Source organism: Vibrio iocasae, from assembly GCF_042245395.1.
GTDB classification, from domain to species: domain Bacteria; phylum Pseudomonadota; class Gammaproteobacteria; order Enterobacterales; family Vibrionaceae; genus Vibrio; species Vibrio iocasae.
This window is the reverse complement of sequence record NZ_CP145310.1, coordinates 340,236-362,996: the sequence shown is the minus strand read 5'-3', so window position 1 is coordinate 362,996 and position 22,761 is coordinate 340,236. Positions and strand designations below refer to the sequence as shown.

The following is a 22,761-nucleotide window of genomic DNA, read 5'->3' as shown; positions in this document are numbered from 1 at the left end:
AACAAGTGAATTATTGATAGATCGACTATTATCTGTAGTAAGCCCCAACAAAACATAAGGATATGATGTTTAAATTTATACAAGGTATCGGTAATTATGGCGCGCAGTAGGGCATTTCTATACGCAACAATGTTAGCGTCAACACTTATTCCGGCATCTATTACACCGGCATTAGCGAAGCAAACCGTGATTATTCATGGAGAGGATACCTACAAACCTTATTGCTGGGAGGAAAACGGAAAATATCAGGGTGTCTATGTTGATGTTATCAAACAAGCCTTCAGTAAACTGGATGATTATGAGCTTGAGCTTAAACCTGTTCCATGGAAAAGAGGTTTACATTTACTGGAAACTGGTGAAGCTTTCGCTCTGTTCCCTCCGTATTATTACGATGATCGTCGCCTGTTTATCTCCCCTTACTCTGTTCCTATCCTTGATGAAAAAACCATATTAGTCTGCCGGAAAGATGTGGAAATGCAAAATCGGCCAAACTGGCCAAAAGACTATCTTGGCCTGACTTTTGGTCAGACTAGCGGATACTTACTTGGAGGAGATGAGTTTCTCGCCCTACGAGATCAAGGAAAAGTAAAAATTTCAGAATCGCCTACCGCAGGTCAGAACCTTCTAATGGTTATGACTGACCGAATAGATTGTTACATCAATGATGAGCTCGCCATTTACAGAGAGATAAACGAAATAAAGCACGATGAGTTTTATAAAAAAGCCCTAGATAACATAGAGATTGGCCCGGTTATATCCTATGAGCAAGGTTACCTGGCGTATTCTGGGGTAAATGAATGGAAGCGCCCGTATAAGGAAGATTTTGTCAAAAAATTTAATCAGGCAATTACTCAGATGAAAGAAAATGGAGAGATCCAGAAGATCATTGAAAAATATAAGTATGAATAACAAGGGTACTTTTAAGTAAATAGGCTCTTACCCGCGTGATTGAGCCTGATACCACGCGAATAAGAGCCCCTATTTTTATATGAAGTACAAAAAACACAGCTTAAATCGGTAAAACCTCCGCTATTCCCTCATCAAGCATATTTAAGACACCTTCGTATCCATATTTAGGCTTCCAACCTAACTCTTTTTGAGCCAAAGAAGAGTCGTAAACACGATCCAAGCGACTCGGTAAACACCAACCTCTGGCAGTAAATTCGTGCGCCAGCTCAGGGGCTCGCTTAGTAATAACGTCGCCCGCATTGCTATAGAGTTGTACGGTATCGTCTATGTCAAATGACGTCTCTCCCGAGATGATATAACGGGAAAAACCTTGTGGACGCACTTCAATCGCACGAGCGTGCGCAGCAGCCACATCTCTCGCGTCAATCCCACGAGTGAGCCTATAAACAGCCATCATATCCGCGGGTTCCGGAAAACAACGTGATATCTGAAGTACGGAAACAGGTAAACCAGACTCTTTCGAAATGCTCTCTAACCTGTTTTCAGCCTGAATTTTTGTTTTGTGATAGATAGTTTTCGGCTGCGGTTTAACTTTTTCGGTAATCCACCCAGCTTTCCCTTTAGGTGTTGAAGCATAACCATATAGCGCTGTAGTACTGGTAAATACAAACTGAGAGATTCCCTGATCGATACACAAGGTAATCAACTGCTCGGTCGCATCAACATTAATGCTATTAAACTCTTCCTCTGAGCGCATACCGATATGGGGAGCATGCAGTGCTGCAGCATGCACCACAACATCTACATCCTTGAGCGCACTCCTAATGAGTTCCTTATCTCTGATATCGCCAACATAATCAGCCGTCGAGCAGGGCATGAGATCCACACCTGTAACCTGATGCTCTCGCATAAGATGGATATAAATATTGCGGCCTATTCGCCCAGCAGATCCTGTAACTAAAATATTCATAATCAGACAGTTATAAAACTTCCAAACTAGTTATCGAATAACCAGATAAGCACCGACAAACAATAGTGCGATCCCTATCATGCGATTCATCTCTAAATCTCTTGGGATAGTACCAAAAGCACCCAGATAATCGATAACGACACCGGCTAAAAGCTGACCGACAATGATTAATGTCACGGCAGATACCGCACCTAATTTCGGAATGGTATGGCTAACAGTAAGGAAAAGAATCAGGCCAAAGCCACCACTACACAACATATACCAAGGCAGCTCTCGCCATTGAGCAATGTCTTCCCCTCGTCTGGAGATCAGTAATATCAACGACGCTACTAAGCCTCCGAAGTGAACGATTACACTGCTGGCTGCGCCACCCACTCGTTGGGACATAGCGCCTGCAATAGGTGTTTGAGTACCAACTGCGACACCGCCCAGAAGGCCAATTGCTATTGTGAATATCAGCTCAAACATACTCTTTCTCCGACACTTTCAGTTTCAATCTGTAGGTGTGAGATTAAGACAATCGAGTTATGAATTAAAATGGTTTATATTCATTACATCTATTCCTATTGAGAATATTCGGAATGTCCTTAGATAAGTTGTCCAGAATCGACCTTAACTTGTTAGTGTGCCTACATGTTTTGCTTGAACACAACAGTGTTAGTAAAGCGGCGGAACAACTCAACTTAAGCCAATCAGCGATCAGTAAGAGCCTTGCAAGACTGCGGGAACTCTTTGACGATCCATTACTTGAACGCTCAGGCTATGGCATGGAACCCACCGTTAGAGCCAAACAAATTCAACCAGAACTGGTTAACTTGCTATTTAATGTTGAGAAACTAACTTCCCCAAGCAAGTTTGAGCCTAAACACAGTACCCGTTCCTTTCGAATGGCCGTCGTTGAAAGTATCTATCCGTTAATTTTTCCCAGCTTTATTGGTGATGCTCTGGCTCAGGCACCCGGAATTACAATAGATAACAGTAACTGGGATTATGATACTTTTGACCAGTTACACAGAGGGACACTGGACTTCGCGATTACGGGTAAAGATCTGCATCCAAAGGATTCCGAAATGACACTGCACCCACCGAAAGGTATCGTTTCACACGAACTTTTTCAGGATGAACTATGTTGTATCGTCAACCCTGCGCATGCTCTGCCAGAAAAAAGCTGGAATCTGGATGCCTATTTAGCAAGCAGGCACATAGTGACCAAGTATTACAAGAATGAACGCTGGCTATTGGATTTTAAGTTAGGTGACAAGGGGCTAAAACGCGATGTCGCTATCTATGTTCCCGACTTTAACAGTGCAGCGGAGCTATGTTGTCACACCAATCTGATGCTTACCGTTCCAAGCCGCCTCGCTCAACACGTCGCAAAAAGATTTGGGTTGAAAACAATGCCATTGCCCTTCAGCATCCCGCCATTGTCCTATACGCTTTTCTGGCATGAGAACAGAAGCAAAGACTTAGCACATTCATGGTTGAAAGAGCTGATAATATCACGCTGCAAATCACTGACGTTTTAGTCTGGTTAAGAAAAGGTTGACGATAAAAAAGATAAGGAAGTAAAGAAGTAAAGAAGTAAAGAAGTAAAGAAGTAAAGAAGCTTTCACACTAAAACGGCATCTTTCGATGCCGTTTGTTAAATTATGTTATGCGCCTACTAAGAAGTACACACCACTGAACATAATACCCGCACCCATCGCTCTCAGTACTTTTCGACGTATATCGTGCTGCGTGGAGAACACGCCAACAAATACGCCGATAATATGAATTGATGCAGTACCAATAATAAATCCGGCAACGTAACTAGCCGGAGTCGCCATTGTTGGCATTTCAAGCCCGTGAGCGTAACCATGGAACACTGCAAACAAAGCAGCAAATGCCATTGCGATAACTGGCGAAAGCTTACGATCCAGTGCGATTCCTGCTCCTAACACCAATACAGAAAGTGCAATACCTATCTCTACTGGCAACATCGGAAGTTGTAGCATGCCGAACACTCCACCCAGCGCCATCACAAGAACAAACGTCAGAGGTAATTGCCAAATTGATTTACCTCCTAACTGCGCACTTAGGATACCGATACTAACCATTGCAAGCAGGTGATCCAATCCGAATATAGGGTGGACTAAACCAGAGTAAAAACCATTACCTCCAGCGCTTTCATGGGCAAATGCAGGGAAAGAAAGTACAGACAACAAAATCAGGAGTTTTTTATTTATCATTATTTTTTCTCTTTTTTATACAAGATATTAACAATCCAGAAAGGATGCTTATAGTATTACGGTTCATAGAATTAATCAGTGATAGGCATAATATTTTAAGCAGCCGCTATCTAGTCAAAAATAGTTAGAGTTGCTCATTAGCCTAAGCTTGTTGCTCATCCGATAACTCATTTCGTATTTCCCAAAATTCATCTCTGATTTGTTCAAACACCCGATAGATTTCAGGATCAAAGTGAGAACCGCAGCTCTCTTCCATGATCTTAAACGTCGCTTCACGTCCAAAAGCATCTTTGTAGACTCGCTGACATGAAAGTGCGTCAAAAACATCCGCTACCGCCATAATTCTTGCAGGCAAAGGGATCGACTCACCTTGCAAGCCTTCCGGGTACCCCGTGCCATCCCACTTTTCATGGTGGTAATGGATTATCTGTTTGGCTAAAAGTAAAAACTCTTGCGCATGCGAACCCGGAAGCTCCGATTGCATCATGTTTATCGACTCTTTAAACGCGTTAACACCAAGAGTGGTGTGTTGCTTCATAATTTCAAACTCATCGGAAGTCAGTTTATCTGGCTTCAATAAGATGGCATCAGGAATACCTACCTTTCCGATGTCATGCAGAGGTGCCGACTTACAAATAAGTTCAACGGTTTGATCAGTAAGGTGTGGCCTGAATTTTGGCTGCTTCTGAAGTTCTTCCGCCAGTCGTTTTACGTAAAGCTGGGTCCTCTTGATATGCATGCCCGTTTCATCATCACGGGTCTCTGCAAGCGTCGCCATACTCAGAATCGTCACATCTTTCGTAAGTTGCAGCTCTCGAGTACGGCGTTTTACTTTGTTTTCCAGCGTTCTGTTAAGCTCAAGTATGTTCTTCTCAGCCAGTTCATGAGCAGAAGAAGCTCTTGCCCATGACCAAATCAAAAGCAAAAGAATCGGATAAATAATCAGGAGGGGGTAACTATGCGATAACGTTTCGAAAATCAGATTAATAGCACTGTGGTCTTTTCTGGAAATAATGATCTTCCACTGATTTTCCATCACGCTTTTTTCTGCAAGTAATGCGCTATTCTGTTTTGGAAACAAGTTAATCGACTGATATGTGTATACCGTATCCCCTTCACGTAATTCACCATATTGCTGGTTTTCCATTTGTGACCAGACCTCAGGCTTCTGCCGCGCAAAGCTTTGTCCATGCTCTAAAACAAAGCCCCACTCTAACGAGTGATCATCGTTAAAGAACCAGTACCCCTCTCGGTTTACCAACATGCCCTCTCCGGGAACACTTCTCATCAGCTGATCGAACTGAGTTAAAACCTCACTGCCACGATAGTTCAGCACGATCAGCCCCTGGAACTCTCCACTTGAATCATACAGAGAGCGAGTAAAGCGAAGCATGGGTTTAACAGGAGATTCAATCACACCATTTTCTACGTTGAGATCCATGGGAGACATGTAAACCAAATCAGGTGGAAGTTTCGAACCCTCAATAAAGTAATAGCGTAATGCTTTGTCCTGTAGATAGGGGGCTTCTACTATGATCGGGTGATCTTCACCCTGCTCTACTCGCACTAACTCTTGCCCATTTTTATCAAGCAACCTGGCCTGATCATAAATTCCCCGAGTATCCATCAGGTTATACAGCGCGTATTCAACATCTTGTTGTGCATGTTGAAAGCCATGTTCAGCGAAATTCTGCATTGCCCGGCTTGAATGGATATAACTGAGACTTGAGATAATGTGGTTCATATCTCTCTGAATCAAAGACTCCCCAGAAAGGAGAGCTCGTTCGACCTGACCTTGCTCCTCTCTATCGAGAAAGCGCCCATACAAACTGAATGCAATGAACGCAGCAATGATATTAATGATCGCCAATGGAACCAGCGCCTTAACAAATTTTCTGAGTATGATTGGTTTTAGCTGATCCCAGCGAAGATCCCCTGCATGGATCAGAATTGACGTTGAAGAACTCATAGCTAGCCTTGTGTTTTTTTATATATTTTTTTGCGTTGAATTCACTTAATAATTTAGTACGACAACAATGACGACCTCAACCACTATTAACGTTTTAGCTCTATTTCATTAACATATTATTTAGATATGTGATAAGTAGCACCAATCTGTTCTCAACTTTTCCCGCTCTTGGTCGACACAGTAATTATCCCTAAAACACTAACAAGCTTAATAAGCAAAACCTTATAAACCAGTCAGATAGCATCACCCAGCTAACGGCTCCCTGATGAACTGGACGAAAACAGTCGTGAGAACTAAGCTAAAGTTAATCTTGCAAGCGTAAACAACGAGTTAAATCTCAAGGGTAAATTGTTACAAACCAAACATAATTATCGGTAATGCTGATGCACCAACTTAAAAGTGATATTTTTGAATCAAATCAATCCTTAACTGAGTTAATTGAGATTCAACAAGACGTCATCGCAAAAATAGCTTTGGGTTCAAACCTTAAAGAAACCTTGCATCAAATATGCCTTGGTATTGAAGACATTTTCTCGACATCTGAAGCCAAAAGCTCCGTATTACTGTTAGAGGGCGTTCAACTCCGAGATGGAGCCGCACCAAGTTTACCCAGAGAATATGTAAGACTGATCGACGGTATCAAAATAGGTGCTAATGTTGGTTCTTGTGGTACCGCCGCCTTTTGTAAAAGGCGCTACATCGCATCAGACACAACAACAGATGGTAACTGGAGTAATTATCAGGAGTTGGTAGAGGGCTTCAACCTCAAAGCTTGCTGGTCAACTCCCATCATATCCAGCGACGATGAAGTGCTAGGAACATTCGCGGTTTATTATAGTATTCCTCGGACACCCAGCGATGCCGAGCTGAAGGTCATCGACCGATTTACTCATTTGACCGGGCTGGCCATTGAGAAGGATCGCGCATTTAAACGGGAAAGAGAATTACACTCTCAACTGAAATACAGTCTGGAGAAAGTACAGGCAATTACCAGAGTATTACCCGACCTTGCCCTTATCTACGATGAGCACGCTAACTATATAGATTCATACGGTTCTCATAGCCAATGGCATCTCGTTCCTTCAGGCACAACCTGTGGCAACCTTAAAACAAAAAATAAGAAATACTCAGAGTATCTGACCGTTCAGGATGCGATTACTCGAACACTGCAATATAACCAAATGCATATTTTTGAGTACGAGATAGCAACCGACGACTCTGTCCGATATTTTGAAAGCCGTGTGACTCCAGTACAAGAGTATATTTCAGGTCAGGATTCAAAATCTTATGTGCTGTGGATGGCTCGCGATATCACCGCACGCATAAAGGCAGAAACAGAAATTAAGAATCTGGCCTACAAAGACCCTCTTACAGGCTTACCCAATCGACGTTTTCTATTAGAAAAGCTTCAAAACGTGATGAACGCAAAAGCTGATAACCAACTAGTTGGTGCACTGCTTTATCTGGATTTTGATAACTTTAAGAGTATCAATGATTCTATGGGCCACTCTGTTGGCGATATCTTACTGACTGAGGTTGGCCAACGACTCAGCTCACAACCCTCAACAACCGAGACAGTTTGCAGAATTGGGGGAGATGAGTTTGTCATTCTCATGTCTCAGCATTCAGACGATGAAGAAGAGATTTCATTACTTGCAACCAATATGGCGCAAGAGATCCTAAATACACTGGATTTGCCCTTCAACGTTGGCAACCGAGACTTACAGATTGAAGCAAGCATCGGGATTACACTGATTGGTTCGGAAGAAACTCATGCCGACGAAGTATTAATGCGGGCTGATACTGCCATGTATTCAGCGAAGAGAAACAGTGAACAACGTATTTGCTTCTTCGATCCAAGATTACATGAGTCGTTAAAAAGAAGAATTGAGCTCGAAAGTGATCTGGAGAGTGCAATTAAAAACCGGGAAATAGAGACCCATTTTCAGCCTAAAGTCTCCATAAATGGCGACATCATCGGCGCAGAAGCGCTGGTACGCTGGTTCCATCCAGCAAAAGGGCCAGTATCCCCTGTTGAGTTTATTGCGATTGCTGAAGAAGTCGGCATTATCGATGGACTACAGAAGATCGTGGTTGAAGATACTTGCCAGCTACTCAACAAACTCAGTAGTCAGGTCGAGCTTAATCCTAAATTCAAACTCTCGATCAATGTAAGTGCAGAACAGTTTAAGAACACGGCTTTTGTTTGCGAACTGCGTCAGTTGTTTAGCAAGCAAAAAGTCCTTCCTCAGCAGATAACGCTTGAGCTAACAGAGAGTATGCTGATCGAAGATATCAGTTCGGTAGAAAAACAAATGACTTCGTTGAAATCGTTAGGCTTTGACCTCTCCATTGATGACTTTGGTACTGGCTACTCGTCACTGGCTTACTTACAAACTTTTCCAATTGACGAGCTCAAGATAGACAAGAGCTTCGTCGACAATATGCTCCAGAAAAAAGTGGGAACAGGTATCGTTGATACCATTATCGCCCTCGCAAACCATATGAAGTATAAGGTGGTTGCAGAAGGTGTTGAAATTCAGGAACAGGTCGACTATTTCAAGCAGAAAAAAATCAACTCAATGCAGGGCTACCACTTTGCTAAACCGATGCCCGAAAAACAGTTTATTGAGTGGATGAAAACAAAAGAGTAAGCGTTTGCCAGCTAAGCAACTAACTACCTTCAAATAGGGAGTTGAGATAGTTCTTCCATCAACATTCTGAATGTTAGGGTTTAAGTTCCATGCTTTAGCCCATATATCATTCTGCGTGACCGAATGTCATTCGCTTAATCAATATGAGCGTTCATTCTTTGATGTACAAATAGCGAAAACTACTTGTGCTATATAGCCTAATGCCAGGAGTAATACTGTGGATCTTACGAGTCGTTTGTTATTGTTTCTTGATGTTGTTGAACGAGGTTCTTACGCAAAAGCGGCTGAGTTAAGGCTTATGGATCGCTCTGTTGTGTCCAAGCAGGTTGCTAAGTTAGAAGAAGAGCTAGATGTAAGATTGATGAATCGAACAACTCGATCTTTTTCACTCACCTCTGCTGGTGAGGAAGTAAGAAGAAGAGCGGAAGTACTTCGCGAAAACCTCCGACAGACAATAGAAGCGGCACATAACTTTCACGAAGCGCCAAAAGGGTTGCTCAAAGTCACGACCGTCACGTCAGTAGCGCGTTCTGTCTTGAGCAGCATCATTGACGACTTCCAGAGAGAATACCCTGAAATTGTTATTGAGCTCAGGGCCGACAACAGAATCGTTGATATCGTAGGGGAAGGTTTCGACATTGCTTTTCGCTCTGGTGATTTACAGGACTCATCACTTGTTGCACGTAAAGTTGCCAGAAATCGACCAATTTTGTTAGCCTCGCCATCGTTCCTGAAGAAATACGGAGAACCTAAGTCGATAGAAGATTTAAAGAAACTTCCTGCTGGAGGTTATGCCGCAGATAACTTCAGGTCAAAATCACTCACCTATGTGGATGAGAACAATCAGGTTCAGAGTGAACCAATGAACTTTGTTTTCTATAGTAACGATATCAGCCTTGTTATGAACAAAGCCCTTAATGGCGAGATATTCTGCCTTAACATGGCCTCGCACATCACTGATGAAATTACGTCAGGAAAGCTGGTTCCTATTCTTACCGATTTAAAGCTTCCAGAGTTTAACCCGCTTTATGCTGTTTATCCGCACCGAGATATGCCTGTTCGTACCAGACTGTTCCTAGAGGCAGTTCGCAAACATATCGGGGAAGATATTCCGGTGTGGGAAAAGAACATCCCAGGATTTGAAAATATGTACGGTGAACCAACACGTAAAGAGTGGGCTAAGTAAGCGAATCCTTCCTTCAAATCCTGAAGGATATCTGTACACTATGCGTTCTTTTTATTCGGCCGGAGATTTCCGGCTTTTTTGGTGAGTATTGTGTACAGAGACAAAACTGCGCTGCTATTTATCTTTACAGCGTTTCTTTCTGGAGCTTCCAGTTCCTTTTTCTATCCCCTGTCCAGCCTTTTTATCATTGAAGCACTTGGCGCAAAGCCAGCGATGCTGAGTTTGTATATGGCTCTGGCAGTTTGCAGTTCTGTCGTTGTCTCTCAAATTATTGCTAACCGTTCTGACAAAGGCTGGCCGAGAAAGAAGATTTTATTAACCGCATTTGGATGCTATCTGATCACCGTTAGCAGTTTTTCATGGATACGTGAGTATTACATTGCTGTTACCATAGCGGTCATTTTTGGCAGCGTTAGTGGTGCCGCTTCTGGTCAGTTATTTGCTCTGGGCAGAGAGTATGGTGATAAACACTTAAAGAACAGTACTTCATTTGTTGCGACCATGAGAGCGGGCATTGCAATAGCCTGGGTGTTTGGGCCACCTATCGCTTTTATCCTTAAAGGTAACTTCGGCTTTGGCGTTTCTTTTTTGACATCCGCAGCAATGACTTCCATTTGCATGACCATCGTGGCTCTGTTTATCCCAAATGGCGAGTCGGCTAAAGCATCCTCCTCTCAAATGGAAGCTAAGGACACGAACAACAAGCTTGATCGCAATATCTTATTGTACTGCGTGACACTGGTTATGATGTTTTCCGCAAACCAACTTTATATCAATAGCATGCCACTTTATCTCTCTCAGGAGTTAATGATAGACGCAAGCAAATTAGGCTTCCTGTTTGGTATTGCGGCCTTGTGCGAGATCCCAGTCATGATGAATGCCGGAACACTGGCAGCCAGATACGGTGCTGCAAAAATGCTTTCTATAGGGCTAGGTTTCGCCAGCTTATTCTATATCGTCGTCCTCAGTGCAACCGAGTTTTGGGTGCTTGCGGCTGCTCAGCTATTAAATGGTATTTTTATTGGTTTAAGTGCCACGTTGGGCATGGTGGTATTACAGAACCTGATGAGAGACCGACTCGGTTTCGCTTCTACGTTGTTCACCAACATGCTTCAGGTAAGTATGTTAGTAGCCAGTATGTCTATAGGTATTGCGGGAGAATACTTCAGCTATCACAGTGCATTCTTCTTCTGTCTCACTGGTGCAGGTTGCGCACTGCTTCTTATGCTTTACTTCTTAAATACACGGGCGCTGGATTAGGTGCGCAAAAACCTGTGTTATCTGTTGTTGGTTAAGATACGTCATTTCAGCTTGTGAAAAGATAAATCAAAGACATAGTAAGCGCGGCTATTATAAGAGTTTTAAAGCCGCTTTTTATCCAGGTTTCCCCAGATAGTCGACCAAGAAAAACACCTAACAAAAAGATAATCAGGGTGGCCACCAGCACTGCAACCTGAAGTGGCGGAATAAACAGGCTGACACCCTGACTGGACAGCCACAACGGGCTGATGATCAGTAAAGATATCATTAGTGGTGCAGAGCCATTTACTAAAGCAATTAATACAGGCACCCAGCGAGCAGCTTCAGCATGAGCACCTTTATTCAGTTTGGTTAGCATTGCTCCCTGTAACTTGGTCAGTGTTAAACGGAGTTCTGCCTGTTCACTTACGTATGCACTGCTGGTACCACTTACTGCAAGGGCTATCGTCGCCCCCATACAAGCATTAATAATGACATTCATGTTTGCAGGTGGGCTAAAGAGAAAACCGATAATAATGCCTAACATGGTAAGCGCACCGTCAAAGCCGTTAACGACAAAATACCTCCGCATGATCCCCTGAGAGTTGGTGATTTGCAGATAAAAACGGATTTGATGAAAAGGTTGCAGCAAGTTCACTCCTTATCTAACTGCGAGTAATTAAATCTAACTGCGCGTATTTAAGTGAGTGATTAAGTCCCAATATCAGGGTTTTCGTTTCGCACTTCCACAACGTCAACGCTGTGCAGCGAGCTACTCATTTGAGTAATCGCATCCTGTATTGCTTCGAAGTCGAGATTATTCCCTTCTATCGAGACTTCGACAGTCTCTGTCTCCTGGTCAACTTCAAGTACAGATAAACTCACCGCATAATCATCACCAACCTCCGCAAGTTTGCAGCAAAACTCTATAGCTGTGGGCTGATGAGGCTTAAGGACATCCAGTATCAAATGTTTGACTAATACCATACAAACACCTTCTTGCTTCCATGAATTAGGTCAGCGCGTGTTGCGCTAACCTAAGCTTATGATAAGAAATGGAACATCTTCAGGAATTACATTGATCAGTATAGTGAACTTTTTGATGGACAAGCCTGAGTTACTTTCTATTTTTGTTTGCTAAGGCACAGTTCCTTGATTAGGGTCTGTTGACCCTAGCTATTTCTTATTGAAACAAGACAGTACATCCTGCTCGAAGTAAGGTTCCTGATTAACCCAAAACATATAATCGACACCTAAAAACGCTTTAGCAAAAGAGTGCAACATAGGAACAATGTTATCGCGACTTTCAACCACCGAGGTTGTTCCCGTTTTTCCTATATAGTTACCATCCTGAACAGCGATGCCTAAAGGAACGGTGAACTCATTCTCGTGCATCATCGCAAGTGCGTGATTAAGTTGACCCCGACGACGCATCATGAGATCCGGAGCCCCCATTGCAACACCAATCTCCTCACCATACTGATACAGGCTCTTTAGGTAGCCTTTGTCTTCCCAGGGCAACCACTCACCATTTACAAAGTTCGCATACTGCATTGCCGTTGAATTTGGAAAAGCGCGCTTCAAAACTCGCATGTTTGCCTTCAACCCAGTCAGGTATTTCTCTTCACTAAAGCTCGGATCGTTTTTCTTTGAAACACCAATCGCAGTTTCCTGTAAGTTGATTCCTTCGATTCGACCATCAAACTCCTGTCCCAGAGCTTGTATCAGAAGAGCAAAGCGTTCCCTGACCTTTTCGTTCCAGCGTTTCGCAACCCATCCTTCTGGCTCACCTTCATCGGTCAGCTGGCGAATCGCACCACCATCAAACTCATCTGAAAACAGATAGTCAGGCACACCTTTGTTCTGTGCAAAGAAGGTCGCATCCTGAAGCTGAATAAACAGTTTTTTGCCATGAGACTTCAGGTAATTGTAATCTTCCCTTACCAGTGAAAAATCATATTCTCCTTTTCTGGGCTCAAGTTTTGCCCAGGGGTACATAATTTGCGCACCTGAAAACCGATTGTGAGTTAATAACGGGTGGTCATGGATGGAGTCACGATCTATAGCAAAGTAAACAAAGTGCTGAATCCCGTCATCGGGGATTGGGCAGGTAGCGGATTGATGATTTTTGTATTCGTTCTTGTAACGGTCTACCGGATTTTGCCATTCGGCAGTGGCCGTCAAGCTCACCAGTAATGCCGGTAGCGAATAGAGCAACGTCTTCATACTCTTTGTTCTCGATTGAATGATGTAAATAACAGCTTGATGTTAAGTACTAAAATGCTTTACTCACCTTCGTCATCATGCCAAAACAACAGTGAACGCTTCGGTTTTTTGTTAGCTCGGGAAAGCCTTTTGTAGTAAAAAGCGGTTCTTTCTTCCCAGTTCAACTCATCGACACAGTTTGCACCTTTCTGTAGTGCCAGAATAAAGGTTTCTTGTTGTTTATCCTCGGAAAGTACGCTGACTTCCTTCAGCGCATAATCGTAGATATGGCTATTTTTAACCTCTATGTAGCTGCTTTCATCAAGAGCAACGCCGCAAAGCCTCTCATGCATTGATAAGATTGCAGAAGCAACTTCAGCGCAGCTCTCACAGTTTAACTCTTCAGTCTGCTTAGCTTGTTCATAGATATGGGCATCGATCATCGGGGTAGCATGTAGGTTAAAAGCAACCATTGCAAAGGCGAAGCTGATAATTTTTTTCACTATTTAACATCCATCTTATATGTTACTTATCAGCCTGTTGACGTTGATTTTTATGCTGTTTTATAGGTATTAATAAAAAATAGCGAGGAACTGTATGCTCACTCGCTATTTGTAGATTTTATCACTAATCACACTCACAATCACAGAGTGAAATTGTTTAATTTTCTATCGGTCTGATCACACGACACGGATTTCCTGCCGCCAAAACATTAGCAGGAACATCTTTGGTTACCACAGCACCAGCACCAATCACAGCATTATCACCAATGGTGACACCTGGACAGATGATAGCCCCGCCGCCAACCCAAACATTGTTACCAATCTTAATTGGCAGGCCAAACTCAACACCTTCCTCTACGCGACCTTTTACATCAAGAGGGTGACCAGCTGTATAAACCTGCACATTCGGTGCAAACAGCACGTTATCACCAATCTCAACCGTATTTACATCAAGAACAACACAGTTAAAGTTAGCGTAGAAGTTCTTCCCGGCAATAATGTTGCTGCCATAGTCACATCGAAAAGGAGGTTCCAGATAAAGCCCCTCCCCCGCATTTGGCATCAACTCCTGCATAGCCTGTTTCCACTCATCAGAATCAGGCAGGCTGTTGTTCAGCTTCTGCATCACTCTGCGGCAATTTACTCGTTCTGCATAAAGTTCATCATCCCAAGCCTGATATGGCTCACCCGCCAACATCTTTTCTTTTTCTGTTTTCATTTTTTTCCCGTTAAAAATACAAAAAATAGCAAAAGCGTATTATCTGATTGTCGTTCGATTTTTCTGTGATTTAAGTCACCAACACTGGTCACCAATATCTAGCTTCCAAATAACCTCGACTCTAAAAGGTGCTCTATCAGGTATCAACGGTGCAATCTTGTTTAACCCTAATTCATTGCCCGATATGCGACATAATCAAAGCTATATTGGTTTAGTCGGAAGTAATGAATGGAATACTCGAAAACTCTTCCATCGTCCAGTTCACCTGTAGAGTCCACCCTAATAACCGGGTAGCCTTCTTCTACATTCAACTCTTTAGCGATGGGGTTAGCCAGTATCTCTGGTCTGGCAGACTGGCGAGAAAGCTGGATTTTTAAACCCTTGGTTTTCTCTATGTACTCATATTTTGAGCTGCGCATTGCGCCAATACTCAAGTCCGGAAACATATTTACTGGCATATAAGTGTGTTCAAGGATCTCAGGTTCACCATCAATCAACCTTAAACGCCGAATGGAGTAGACCTCGTCACCTTCTATTATTCCCAGCTTCTCGGCAATGATGGTATCGCTCTCAACTAATTCAAAAGTAATAATCTTAGAACTCGGTTCTTTACCCTGTTTCGATACTTCCTCGACAAAGCCGCTGAGCTGGATAGCATTGTGAGTCGCCTTTGGCGGTTTGACATAAGTACCACTGCCCCGCTTTCTATACAGCAAATCCTTTTCTACCAGAATCTTCATCGATTTTCTGATGGTAACCCGGCTTACACCAAACCTCTCCTGTAATTCTCCCTCGGTAGGAAGAATAGAACCACCAGCCAGCTCTCCACTGCTTATCTGATCAATTAGCTGCTCCGCTATCTGAAGGTAACGCGGTTTATTCATCTTTGCTCCTTTTAAAGTCAAAAGTATCATAGCAAAACCTGTGATCAATAATACATTTAGAATACTTTAACTTCATAACACAGAGATCTAGATCACTTAACCTAGATCCAGGTATCTAGTATGTATTCTACTAAAGATACTTTTAAGATACATTTAAAACATCAATAGATGAGGTTATAGAGATTATGAAAAGACAACACCTGACCGTTGTTGGTGCTGGCAGCACTTACACACTAGGCATGATGAACAGTTTAATTGCAGAGAAGGATACCTTTCCGCTAAAGCGAGTGGTCTTTTACGATATTGATGCGGAGCGTCAGGAATCAAACGCTAAAGCGACTGAAATTCTGCTTCGTGAAAAGTATCCAGAAGTGGAAGAGTTTATTTACACAACAGACAAAGAGATCGCTTTCTCCAACTCTGACTTTTTCTTTATTCAGATCCGAACAGGTGGTTTAAGTGCTCGCGAGCGAGATGAGCAAATTCCACTTTCATACGGCTGTGTTGGTCAGGAGACCTGTGGTGCTGGCGGTATGGCTTATGGATTGCGTTCCATTGGGGACATGATTGAACTGGTTAACGAAATACGCAGTTATAGTAAAGACGCCTGGATCCTTAACTACACAAATCCAGCAGCTATCGTTGCGGAAGCGCTGAATAGAGAGTTTCCTGAAGACAAACGAATTCTGAATATCTGTGATATGCCTGCAGCAATCATGGTGAGCTACGCACAGATACTTGGCTGTGAGTTCTGGGATCTGGTGCCGGAGTATTTTGGTCTGAATCACTACGGCTGGTTTACCAAAATCAAGAACAAACAAGGTCAGGATCTTACTGACGAAATCAAAAACATCATCTTAAATGAAGGGATCAGTGCAATAGATCCTGAAATCGTCGACGACCCTTCTTGGCAGGCGACTTTCAAGAACATGCGTGTGTTACTGCAGGACAATCCTGAGTATCTGCCTAATACCTATCTTCAATACTACCTCTACCCAGAGAAAATGGTGGCGAAAGAAGACATCAGCAACACCCGTGCCCGTCAGGTCATCAATGGTCGTGAAAAGCGCGTATTTGAACTCAATCAACGCATTATCGACGCTGGTACCACGGCAAATGAAACTCTGCATGCTGACATACATGGACGTTACATGGTTCGCGTTGCCGCATCCCTTGCTTACAACATGGGTGACACTTATCTGGTCATTGTTCCAAACAACGGGGTTATTTCTAATCTACAGGATGATGCCATGGTTGAAGTACCGTGTGCTCTGACTAGCGACGGCCCTCAAGCGTTTGCTGTCGGAAAAATACCAACCTTCCAAAAGGCAATGATTGAGAGCCAGTTGGGTTACGAAAAACTGGTTGTGGATGCCTGGTATGAGGGTGATCGCCAGAAACTGATCAATGCGTTAACCCTTAACCGCACCGTGGTAAACGTCCCTACCGCTATTGCCATTGTGGATGAGGTGCTGAGTGAAAACAGCACCTATCTACCTCAATTTTCTAAATAAAAATTAAAATCCGGCCTGTCTTTGTACAGGCCAAAACAACTAAACCAAAAGCTGAGGTTTTTATGAAAGACGTGATACAAAGATTTGGAGCCGCGATGTTTGTCCCGGTACTTCTGTTTCCCGCTGCAGGTATGCTGCTTGGACTGACGGTGATGCTCCTCAACCAAGACCTGTTCCCATGGGCGACTCCAGGCACTACCTGGCATAGTGTTTCTACTATTCTGCTTCAGGCATCGCTTGCGGTATTTAAAAATATGTCGCTTATTTTTGCCGTGGGCTTGCCAATTGCACTTGCAAAAGTCGCTTCTGGCAGAGCCGTACTTGCCACTCTCGTTTCCTACATTACTTTTAACTATGTCATTGGCGGCATACTGCAATTTTGGGGAGCAGATTTTGGCGTAAATTATGTAGCAGGAGAGCGTGGTCTGACAGAAGTTGGAGGCATACTAACACTGGATACTAACCTGCTTGGAGCCATTCTTGTTGCAAGTATTTCTGTGTGGGTACACAACCGCTATTTTGAGCAAAAACTTCCAAACTGGGCAGCGGTTTTCGGTGGAACACCTCTAGTTGTCATCATCAGCTTCCCTATTATGGTTGCTATCGCTATTGTGACGTGCTTTATCTGGCCAAGCATTCAGGATGGTATCAATGGTCTGCAAACCTTCCTTGTCAACGCTGGCTCTTTTGGTGTCTGGCTATTTACTTTCCTTGAGAGAATTCTGATCCCAACCGGGTTGCATCACTTCGTTTATGGTCCAGTGTTCTTTGGTCCTGTCGCGGTTGATGGTGGTACTGTTGCGTATTGGATTAGCCATATGCAGGAGTTCGCAGCAAACTCAGCCCCACTAACAGAACAATTCCCGCAAGGTGGTTTAATGCTAACGGGTATGGGTAAGGTATTTGGTTGTACTGGTATTGCATTAGCGCTGTACTCGGCTGCCAAAAAAGAAAACAAGAAGATGGTTATGGGCCTTGTGCTTGGAGCAGCTTTGACCGCTATTCTTACTGGCATCACTGAACCAATCGAGTTCACCTTCCTGTTTATCGCACCAGCATTGTTCGCTCTGCATGCTCTGCTTTCTGCAACAATGGCGACACTGGCGTTTATGTTGGGTGTTTCTGGTAACTTCCAGACTGGTCTGATCGACTTTGTGTTCCAAAACTGGCTACCTCTGGGTGCGAACCATTTTGGTACGTACCTAATTCAAATCGTGATTGGCCTGTCGTTTACAGCGATTTACTTTTTCTTGTTCAGAACACTGATCCTGAAGTTCAACATCATGACACCGGGACGTGATGATTCAGAAGCGAAGCTTTACACCAAAGCAGATTACAAAGCGGCAAAAGCTAGCGACACGACAGCAACTGCTTCAAGCGATTTATCTCAGGCATCAGCATTTATGGAAGGTCTTGGCGGAAAGGAAAACATTGCTCTGTTAACTAACTGTGCAACACGATTAAGAATCAAAGTGAAAGAGCCGGAGCTAGTTCAGTCGACATCATATTTCCAGCAACAAGGTGCGGTGAACATGGTACGCAGCGGTGATAGCTTCCAGATTATCGTAGGGCTTACTGTTCCTCAGGTAAGAGAGGAAATGTCCCAACTACTAAAAGTTTAGAAATTTATCTTAAGTAAAAGTAATACTGCACCGCAATCAGCGGTGCAGTGTTTCAACTGACCGAAAAGTTTTCAGCCCAAACGGGTGATAAAAGTTTGCTCGTCATCCACAAATGCAACATAGCCACCGTGATAGATAAACACCCGACCTCGACCCTCAACCAGGCAGGCGAGCTGTGGGTTCAAATCTTCTTCATTATCCTGGCTTTGAAACGTGCCTGTATCGGTGATTACGCCGCTGAGTGCAGGCAAATATCCATAAGCACGCCTGGCTTGATCAATCAGGCTCAGTTCGCTGTCGGTAGAAAAGTAAGAGGGGATCGTACCTGCGTCTTCGATGAACATTGTTTTCAGTTCTTCAAAAGCTGTAATCACCAGCCAGTCGATGCCATTAACATGATGGATAAACATTTTTATAAATACCTAGTTTTTCGGTAATTCTGATGCGAAGATTCTATCACTATCAGGAGGAGAGCGTAGGAGAGATTTAGTTGCTAAAGGCGGTAATACTGTTCTATTTCCTGACATTATTTTTTAGTCGCTTATGATTGGTTGATTAAAAGTTTGTCTGCTTTTCACTTCTATGCGTACAATGTTTATTAGTCACCCACTTGCTCATTTCATACTGATTTAAATGTTCTGGATAGTCATATTACTCATAATCGCGATGTTCGTATTCCTGCCGGGCCTGTGGGTCAAGCATGTGATGGAAAAGTACAGGCAGCCGGCTGATCGCTACCGTAATCAGGGAAGTGGTGGGGAACTTGCGCGCCACCTGCTGGACCAATTCGATCTAGGCGACGTCGAGGTAGAAGAAACCACTATCGGTGATCACTATGATCCAGTCGCAAAGGCTGTGCGTCTAACACCAGACAATTATTCAGGGTACTCCCTTACCGCAGTGACTGTAGCCGCACATGAAGTGGGGCATGCCATTCAGGATTCACGTGGCGAATCCTTGTTCTTAGCGCGGCAAAAACTCGTAAAGGCGGCCGTGGTCGGAGAACGTATTGCCGGCATGATGCTGGTGGCAGCTCCTGTTGTTCTAATGCTAACTCGCCTGCCACAGGCGGGCGCTCTAATGATAGTGATCGGTATTCTTTCAATAGCACTAGGTACCCTGGTGCACCTATTCACCCTTCCGGTTGAGTTCGATGCAAGTTATGGTAAGGCACTGCCAATCCTGAAGAAAGGTAACTATCTGCACGACGGTGACCTGAAGCACGCGGAGAAAATTCTCAAGGCGGCGGCGCTGACCTATGTCGCTGCATCGCTAACCAGCTTGTTAAACTTAGGGCGATGGATCGCGGTGCTTCGCCGGTAGTGCCTGCTTGATGCCAGAGGTGTTCTGGTGAGGGTAGAATACGAAAATGCCCCAAAGGCAAGCTATCACGCTTGTTTCTCACCTTATATGGCTAGGTTACTAAAAGTATACTAATTGTAATCAACTTTCAGGTAACTAATATATACCGCTAGATGACCGTTGGCGATAAACTCAATCCAACCGATGTGTAGTGGCACTATAACGCAGAACATAAATCAAATAGCTGTGGTTCCATGATACTAAGCGAAACCGCTACTACCTAGTTTCTTAATTGGTGAGGCTGTATGAAAGCAAAAGTAGAAGTTGATCTAAAAGGGCGAAAGAGCGTTGTCGATGCTTGTACCGAGCCATGTGCGATAGAAAAAGGTATGAGGATTTTGGGTTCAAAATGGAAAGGCTCAATCATCTACCACCTGAAAGATGGCCCTGTGAGATTTAATGATCTTTCAAGAATGTTGGGCGGTGCAAGTAAGAAGATGGTCGACCAGCGCCTAAAAGAGTTAGAAAGTGAAAATATGGTGATACGTCGTGTACTCAATGAAAAGCCACTGGCAGTCAGTTACGAACTAACGGAGTTTGGGCGCAGTGCACTAACGATTCTTGATGAGCTGAGAAAATGGTCTGAAAGTAACAATGTGCAGCTTAGATAGCGTGAGCAACAATCATCACTCACTCCTCTGAAATAAGGCAACCCAATACGGTTGCCTTTATACATTTCGAGCTGGGGACTCAGTAGTCTAGCGTGCCACGGATAGGGTAGTGGTTGTCTGGATTACGTATCCATGCTAAACCTCGGGTCAGTGCGCCGAGCTCTGGTCTTACAAATGGGTTATTGGATAGATCAACTACGTGTAAGTTGCCATGTTCATTGACGACAAACAACCCCGGCTCTGCAAAGTTATGGTCGGTCTCCGCTTCAGAGCGTGGTAGAGAAACGTAAAGCCCCAACGCCTTCATTTGTTGCTCAGTTAGACCATAAGCGATGGGAAAACTGATATCGAGTTTTTCCAGATGCTGCTCTAGTTGTTGTTTCGAATCACCTGACACAGCCAGAATATCGACGCCCGCATCACTAAAGGCCTGTTTATAAATCTCAATTTCATTGAGATATTTAGTGCAAAGCGGACAATGCTGGCCACGATAGACAAACACAGCTTGCCAGGTTGCGTCACCTTGAGGCTGGCCTAGCCGGACTTTTTCTCCATCCAATGTGGTTGCTTCTAGTGTAGGAAAAGTGTCACCCGCTTTGAGTTTTTGTGAGTATGCCATCTCAGCTCCTTGGATTAATCTCACTACTAAGTTTTTAAAAAGTAAGACACGATGAGGTGAGTTGCAACTAGTATACTTTTAGTAACCTAGTTCAGAAACTCAGCATCTGATCAGTAAGAATCAAAAACGAAGTGTGCTATTCGTCTTCAGCCTTAGCGATCAGCTCAGTTAAGATCTGCTTATAACCCTCAACCGAGTGTGCACCAGAAACGCCAGATTCACGGTTAAAAATCACCGTTGGTACACTAGAAACGCCCAATTTTTGCCATTGACTCTCCATGTTACGTATCGCGCTGCGTCGCTGCACATCACCTAACCAACGCATGCCTTCTTCAGCATCAAGACCTACAGAGATAAGTTCTTGCTTTAGCACCTCACGATCTGAGACATCTTTCTGTTCACTAAAAAATGCGGTAAATAGGCGTACTTTTAGTTCAGTCTGCTTACCGATGTTTTTGGCGTAATCCAGCAGAACATGTGCGTCAAGCGTGTTCACCATTTTCATGTCATCAAAGTAGTGAAACTCAAAGCCATGCTCAGCACCTATGTCAGCGATACGAATACGTGCACTTTTACTCTCTTCTGCGGTACTGCCATATTTACGGGCAACATGTTGACGAAGATTTTCACCTTCAGCAGGCATATCAGGATTCAACTCGAAAGGCTGCCACTCGATTTCGATAAGATCTTCGATGCCAAGCTGTTGAATCGCAGCCTTTAAATGGTTGTAACCAATGATGCACCATGGGCAGACGACATCACTAATGATGTCGAGTTTAATTGTACTGTTCACAATCACTCCTTACTTGAAGCACTGTCATCTTGTTGTTAAACCGTGCTTTAAGTCGTGTTTTCTTCTCTATGGTTTTAATTATCGCTCACTCAGATGTTTCCAGGCAATCTTATGAAATGGTTCATAACTATCTGCTTAGAAATTAGCGTCTAGGTGCGCTTCAAAGCGAGCAAAGTCATTTTCAATGTCCGCGTTTTTCATGACGTCATAGCAAGCAAAGGTTGGCTGGGCAGACATGCCGAAGAAACGGAAGTTTGCGTGCATGTGGAACATCAGGTCATCAACACCACGGCCTTGGAATAGATACTCGCTACCATCATTAAATGACTCTTCTGGAGCGTTAAACGTGAAAGAGAACATGTATTTTGTATTTGTACGAGTACCACCTGTGCCGTAATTTTTCTTTGGTTCCTCTGGCGTTCGGCCATCAAACGCACATAGCGCACCACCCATACCAGCCGTGAACACGTCATCCATGTATTTCTTGAAAGACCATGGAATCGTCATCCAGTTAACAGGCGACTGAAGAATGACTCGGTCTGCCCACTCAAAGTTCGCAAGTTGTTCATCAACTATAATGTCATCCTGCATTGTTACCACACGAATTTCGTGACCCTTTGATTCTAAATGGACTCGAGCTTTCTCGACCAAAGCAGCATTTAGCTTGCCTTCAGAAAATGGTGATGGCTCGTGTGCGTTGATGATTAGAACGTTACTCATAATATTGACCCTTCAATGTTTGACTGTTTTACAGAGCGACCAATGATTTCGCTCT

The 22,761-nt window shown here is 43.6% G+C and carries 23 protein-coding genes; 9 read left to right on the top strand and 14 right to left on the bottom strand.

Annotated elements, in window-relative coordinates; genetic code table 11:
* The first annotated feature begins 96 nt into the window (after window positions 1-96).
* The gene (locus SNR28_RS01650) at window positions 97-909 is read left to right on the top strand and encodes a substrate-binding periplasmic protein (protein WP_375749284.1); all 813 of its coding nucleotides are present in this window, start codon (window positions 97-99) and stop codon (window positions 907-909) included.
* Window positions 910-1,009: 100 nt separating this feature from the next.
* Here SNR28_RS01650 and SNR28_RS01645 read toward each other — a convergent pair whose 3' ends face one another.
* Together SNR28_RS01645 and SNR28_RS01640 are read right to left on the bottom strand one after the other, a co-directional pair.
* Window positions 1,010-1,879, bottom strand: a complete 870-nt coding sequence (locus SNR28_RS01645) for an NAD-dependent epimerase/dehydratase family protein (protein ID WP_375749283.1) — start codon at window positions 1,877-1,879, stop codon at window positions 1,010-1,012.
* Window positions 1,880-1,909: 30 nt separating this feature from the next.
* Entirely contained in the window at window positions 1,910-2,347 is a 438-nt protein-coding gene (locus tag SNR28_RS01640; protein ID WP_375749282.1) for a DMT family transporter, read from the bottom strand.
* Window positions 2,348-2,460: 113 nt separating this feature from the next.
* Between SNR28_RS01640 and SNR28_RS01635 the strand changes: the two genes are divergently transcribed.
* A complete protein-coding gene (locus SNR28_RS01635) occupies window positions 2,461-3,405 on the top strand; it encodes a LysR family transcriptional regulator (protein ID WP_375749281.1) in 945 nt (314 codons plus the stop codon).
* A gap of 126 nt (window positions 3,406-3,531) precedes the next feature.
* Here the strand turns inward: SNR28_RS01635 and SNR28_RS01630 are convergent, their stop codons facing one another.
* Together SNR28_RS01630 and SNR28_RS01625 are read right to left on the bottom strand one after the other, a co-directional pair.
* Window positions 3,532-4,107 carry a HupE/UreJ family protein gene (locus SNR28_RS01630; protein WP_375749280.1) on the bottom strand — a complete coding sequence of 192 codons (576 nt, stop codon included), beginning with the start codon at window positions 4,105-4,107 and terminating at the stop codon, window positions 3,532-3,534.
* Window positions 4,108-4,249: 142 nt separating this feature from the next.
* Window positions 4,250-6,076 (bottom strand): HD domain-containing phosphohydrolase, encoded by a 1,827-nt coding sequence (locus tag SNR28_RS01625; protein ID WP_375749279.1) that lies wholly within the window; start codon window positions 6,074-6,076, stop codon window positions 4,250-4,252.
* 383 nt (window positions 6,077-6,459) lie between these two features.
* Between SNR28_RS01625 and SNR28_RS01620 the strand changes: the two genes are divergently transcribed.
* From SNR28_RS01620 to SNR28_RS01610, 3 genes are all read left to right on the top strand, one after another.
* Window positions 6,460-8,730 carry an EAL domain-containing protein gene (locus SNR28_RS01620; protein WP_375749278.1) on the top strand — a complete coding sequence of 757 codons (2,271 nt, stop codon included), beginning with the start codon at window positions 6,460-6,462 and terminating at the stop codon, window positions 8,728-8,730.
* Window positions 8,731-8,947: 217 nt separating this feature from the next.
* Complete coding sequence (locus tag SNR28_RS01615) at window positions 8,948-9,916, top strand: LysR family transcriptional regulator (RefSeq protein WP_375749277.1); 969 nt, start codon at window positions 8,948-8,950, stop codon at window positions 9,914-9,916.
* 90 nt (window positions 9,917-10,006) lie between these two features.
* On the top strand, window positions 10,007-11,176 hold the full coding sequence (locus SNR28_RS01610) for a sugar efflux transporter (RefSeq protein ID WP_375749276.1): 1,170 nt from the start codon (window positions 10,007-10,009) through the stop codon (window positions 11,174-11,176).
* A gap of 46 nt (window positions 11,177-11,222) precedes the next feature.
* Here the strand turns inward: SNR28_RS01610 and SNR28_RS01605 are convergent, their stop codons facing one another.
* From SNR28_RS01605 to SNR28_RS01580, 6 genes are all read right to left on the bottom strand, one after another.
* Window positions 11,223-11,807, bottom strand: coding sequence for a hypothetical protein (locus SNR28_RS01605; protein ID WP_375749275.1), 585 nt, complete (start codon window positions 11,805-11,807; stop codon window positions 11,223-11,225).
* A 59-nt stretch (window positions 11,808-11,866) separates the two neighbouring features.
* Window positions 11,867-12,142: a DUF211 domain-containing protein gene (locus SNR28_RS01600; protein ID WP_375749274.1), complete on the bottom strand. Its 276-nt coding sequence runs from the start codon at window positions 12,140-12,142 to the stop codon at window positions 11,867-11,869.
* Window positions 12,143-12,331: 189 nt separating this feature from the next.
* Window positions 12,332-13,381, bottom strand: coding sequence for a hypothetical protein (locus SNR28_RS01595; protein ID WP_375749273.1), 1,050 nt, complete (start codon window positions 13,379-13,381; stop codon window positions 12,332-12,334).
* Window positions 13,382-13,440: 59 nt separating this feature from the next.
* Window positions 13,441-13,863 (bottom strand): hypothetical protein, encoded by a 423-nt coding sequence (locus SNR28_RS01590; RefSeq protein ID WP_375749272.1) that lies wholly within the window; start codon window positions 13,861-13,863, stop codon window positions 13,441-13,443.
* 157 nt (window positions 13,864-14,020) lie between these two features.
* Window positions 14,021-14,581 (bottom strand): sugar O-acetyltransferase, encoded by a 561-nt coding sequence (locus SNR28_RS01585; RefSeq protein WP_375749271.1) that lies wholly within the window; start codon window positions 14,579-14,581, stop codon window positions 14,021-14,023.
* A gap of 167 nt (window positions 14,582-14,748) precedes the next feature.
* Window positions 14,749-15,465 (bottom strand): GntR family transcriptional regulator, encoded by a 717-nt coding sequence (locus SNR28_RS01580; RefSeq protein WP_375749270.1) that lies wholly within the window; start codon window positions 15,463-15,465, stop codon window positions 14,749-14,751.
* A gap of 185 nt (window positions 15,466-15,650) precedes the next feature.
* Here SNR28_RS01580 and SNR28_RS01575 point away from each other — a divergent pair, with 185 nt between their 5' ends.
* Both SNR28_RS01575 and SNR28_RS01570 read left to right on the top strand, forming a co-directional pair.
* A complete protein-coding gene (locus SNR28_RS01575) occupies window positions 15,651-16,979 on the top strand; it encodes a 6-phospho-alpha-glucosidase (RefSeq protein WP_375749269.1) in 1,329 nt (442 codons plus the stop codon).
* A 62-nt stretch (window positions 16,980-17,041) separates the two neighbouring features.
* Complete coding sequence (locus SNR28_RS01570) at window positions 17,042-18,601, top strand: alpha-glucoside-specific PTS transporter subunit IIBC (protein ID WP_375749268.1); 1,560 nt, start codon at window positions 17,042-17,044, stop codon at window positions 18,599-18,601.
* A gap of 71 nt (window positions 18,602-18,672) precedes the next feature.
* On the opposite strand, the gene SNR28_RS01565 is transcribed toward SNR28_RS01570, so the two are convergent.
* Window positions 18,673-19,011 (bottom strand): cytosolic protein, encoded by a 339-nt coding sequence (locus tag SNR28_RS01565; RefSeq protein WP_375749267.1) that lies wholly within the window; start codon window positions 19,009-19,011, stop codon window positions 18,673-18,675.
* A 223-nt stretch (window positions 19,012-19,234) separates the two neighbouring features.
* Between SNR28_RS01565 and SNR28_RS01560 the strand changes: the two genes are divergently transcribed.
* Both SNR28_RS01560 and SNR28_RS01555 read left to right on the top strand, forming a co-directional pair.
* Window positions 19,235-19,924, top strand: a complete 690-nt coding sequence (locus SNR28_RS01560; protein ID WP_375749266.1) for a zinc metallopeptidase — start codon at window positions 19,235-19,237, stop codon at window positions 19,922-19,924.
* 284 nt (window positions 19,925-20,208) lie between these two features.
* Window positions 20,209-20,574, top strand: a complete 366-nt coding sequence (locus SNR28_RS01555; protein WP_375749265.1) for a winged helix-turn-helix transcriptional regulator — start codon at window positions 20,209-20,211, stop codon at window positions 20,572-20,574.
* Between the two features lie 79 nt (window positions 20,575-20,653).
* Here SNR28_RS01555 and SNR28_RS01550 read toward each other — a convergent pair whose 3' ends face one another.
* The 3 genes from SNR28_RS01550 to SNR28_RS01540 all read right to left on the bottom strand — a co-directional run bounded on the left by SNR28_RS01550 (window position 20,654) and on the right by SNR28_RS01540 (window position 22,706).
* Window positions 20,654-21,193 (bottom strand): peroxiredoxin family protein, encoded by a 540-nt coding sequence (locus SNR28_RS01550; RefSeq protein ID WP_375749264.1) that lies wholly within the window; start codon window positions 21,191-21,193, stop codon window positions 20,654-20,656.
* A 136-nt stretch (window positions 21,194-21,329) separates the two neighbouring features.
* Complete coding sequence (locus SNR28_RS01545) at window positions 21,330-21,986, bottom strand: DsbA family oxidoreductase (RefSeq protein ID WP_375749263.1); 657 nt, start codon at window positions 21,984-21,986, stop codon at window positions 21,330-21,332.
* Window positions 21,987-22,121: 135 nt separating this feature from the next.
* Window positions 22,122-22,706, bottom strand: a complete 585-nt coding sequence (locus SNR28_RS01540; protein WP_375749262.1) for an NAD(P)H-dependent oxidoreductase — start codon at window positions 22,704-22,706, stop codon at window positions 22,122-22,124.
* Window positions 22,707-22,761 lie beyond the last annotated feature (55 nt).

Bases quoted from the DNA above. Each gene is read 5' to 3' on its own strand.
- SNR28_RS01565 (WP_375749267.1), bottom strand. From the start codon at position 19,011: ATGTTTATCCATCATGTTAATGGCATCGACTGGCTGGTGATTACAGCT.
- SNR28_RS01635 (WP_375749281.1), top strand. From the start codon at position 2,461: ATGTCCTTAGATAAGTTGTCCAGAATCGACCTTAACTTGTTAGTGTGC.
- SNR28_RS01640 (WP_375749282.1), bottom strand. From the start codon at position 2,347: ATGTTTGAGCTGATATTCACAATAGCAATTGGCCTTCTGGGCGGTGTC.
- SNR28_RS01575 (WP_375749269.1), top strand. From the start codon at position 15,651: ATGAAAAGACAACACCTGACCGTTGTTGGTGCTGGCAGCACTTACACA.
- SNR28_RS01560 (WP_375749266.1), top strand. From the start codon at position 19,235: ATGTTCTGGATAGTCATATTACTCATAATCGCGATGTTCGTATTCCTG.
- SNR28_RS01600 (WP_375749274.1), bottom strand. From the start codon at position 12,142: ATGGTATTAGTCAAACATTTGATACTGGATGTCCTTAAGCCTCATCAG.
- SNR28_RS01585 (WP_375749271.1), bottom strand. From the start codon at position 14,581: ATGAAAACAGAAAAAGAAAAGATGTTGGCGGGTGAGCCATATCAGGCT.
- SNR28_RS01580 (WP_375749270.1), bottom strand. From the start codon at position 15,465: ATGAATAAACCGCGTTACCTTCAGATAGCGGAGCAGCTAATTGATCAG.
- SNR28_RS01630 (WP_375749280.1), bottom strand. From the start codon at position 4,107: ATGATAAATAAAAAACTCCTGATTTTGTTGTCTGTACTTTCTTTCCCT.
- SNR28_RS01650 (WP_375749284.1), top strand. From the start codon at position 97: ATGGCGCGCAGTAGGGCATTTCTATACGCAACAATGTTAGCGTCAACA.
- SNR28_RS01550 (WP_375749264.1), bottom strand. From the start codon at position 21,193: ATGGCATACTCACAAAAACTCAAAGCGGGTGACACTTTTCCTACACTA.
- SNR28_RS01570 (WP_375749268.1), top strand. From the start codon at position 17,042: ATGAAAGACGTGATACAAAGATTTGGAGCCGCGATGTTTGTCCCGGTA.
- SNR28_RS01540 (WP_375749262.1), bottom strand. From the start codon at position 22,706: ATGAGTAACGTTCTAATCATCAACGCACACGAGCCATCACCATTTTCT.
- SNR28_RS01620 (WP_375749278.1), top strand. From the start codon at position 6,460: ATGCACCAACTTAAAAGTGATATTTTTGAATCAAATCAATCCTTAACT.
- SNR28_RS01625 (WP_375749279.1), bottom strand. From the start codon at position 6,076: ATGAGTTCTTCAACGTCAATTCTGATCCATGCAGGGGATCTTCGCTGG.
- SNR28_RS01555 (WP_375749265.1), top strand. From the start codon at position 20,209: ATGAAAGCAAAAGTAGAAGTTGATCTAAAAGGGCGAAAGAGCGTTGTC.
- SNR28_RS01645 (WP_375749283.1), bottom strand. From the start codon at position 1,879: ATGAATATTTTAGTTACAGGATCTGCTGGGCGAATAGGCCGCAATATT.
- SNR28_RS01595 (WP_375749273.1), bottom strand. From the start codon at position 13,381: ATGAAGACGTTGCTCTATTCGCTACCGGCATTACTGGTGAGCTTGACG.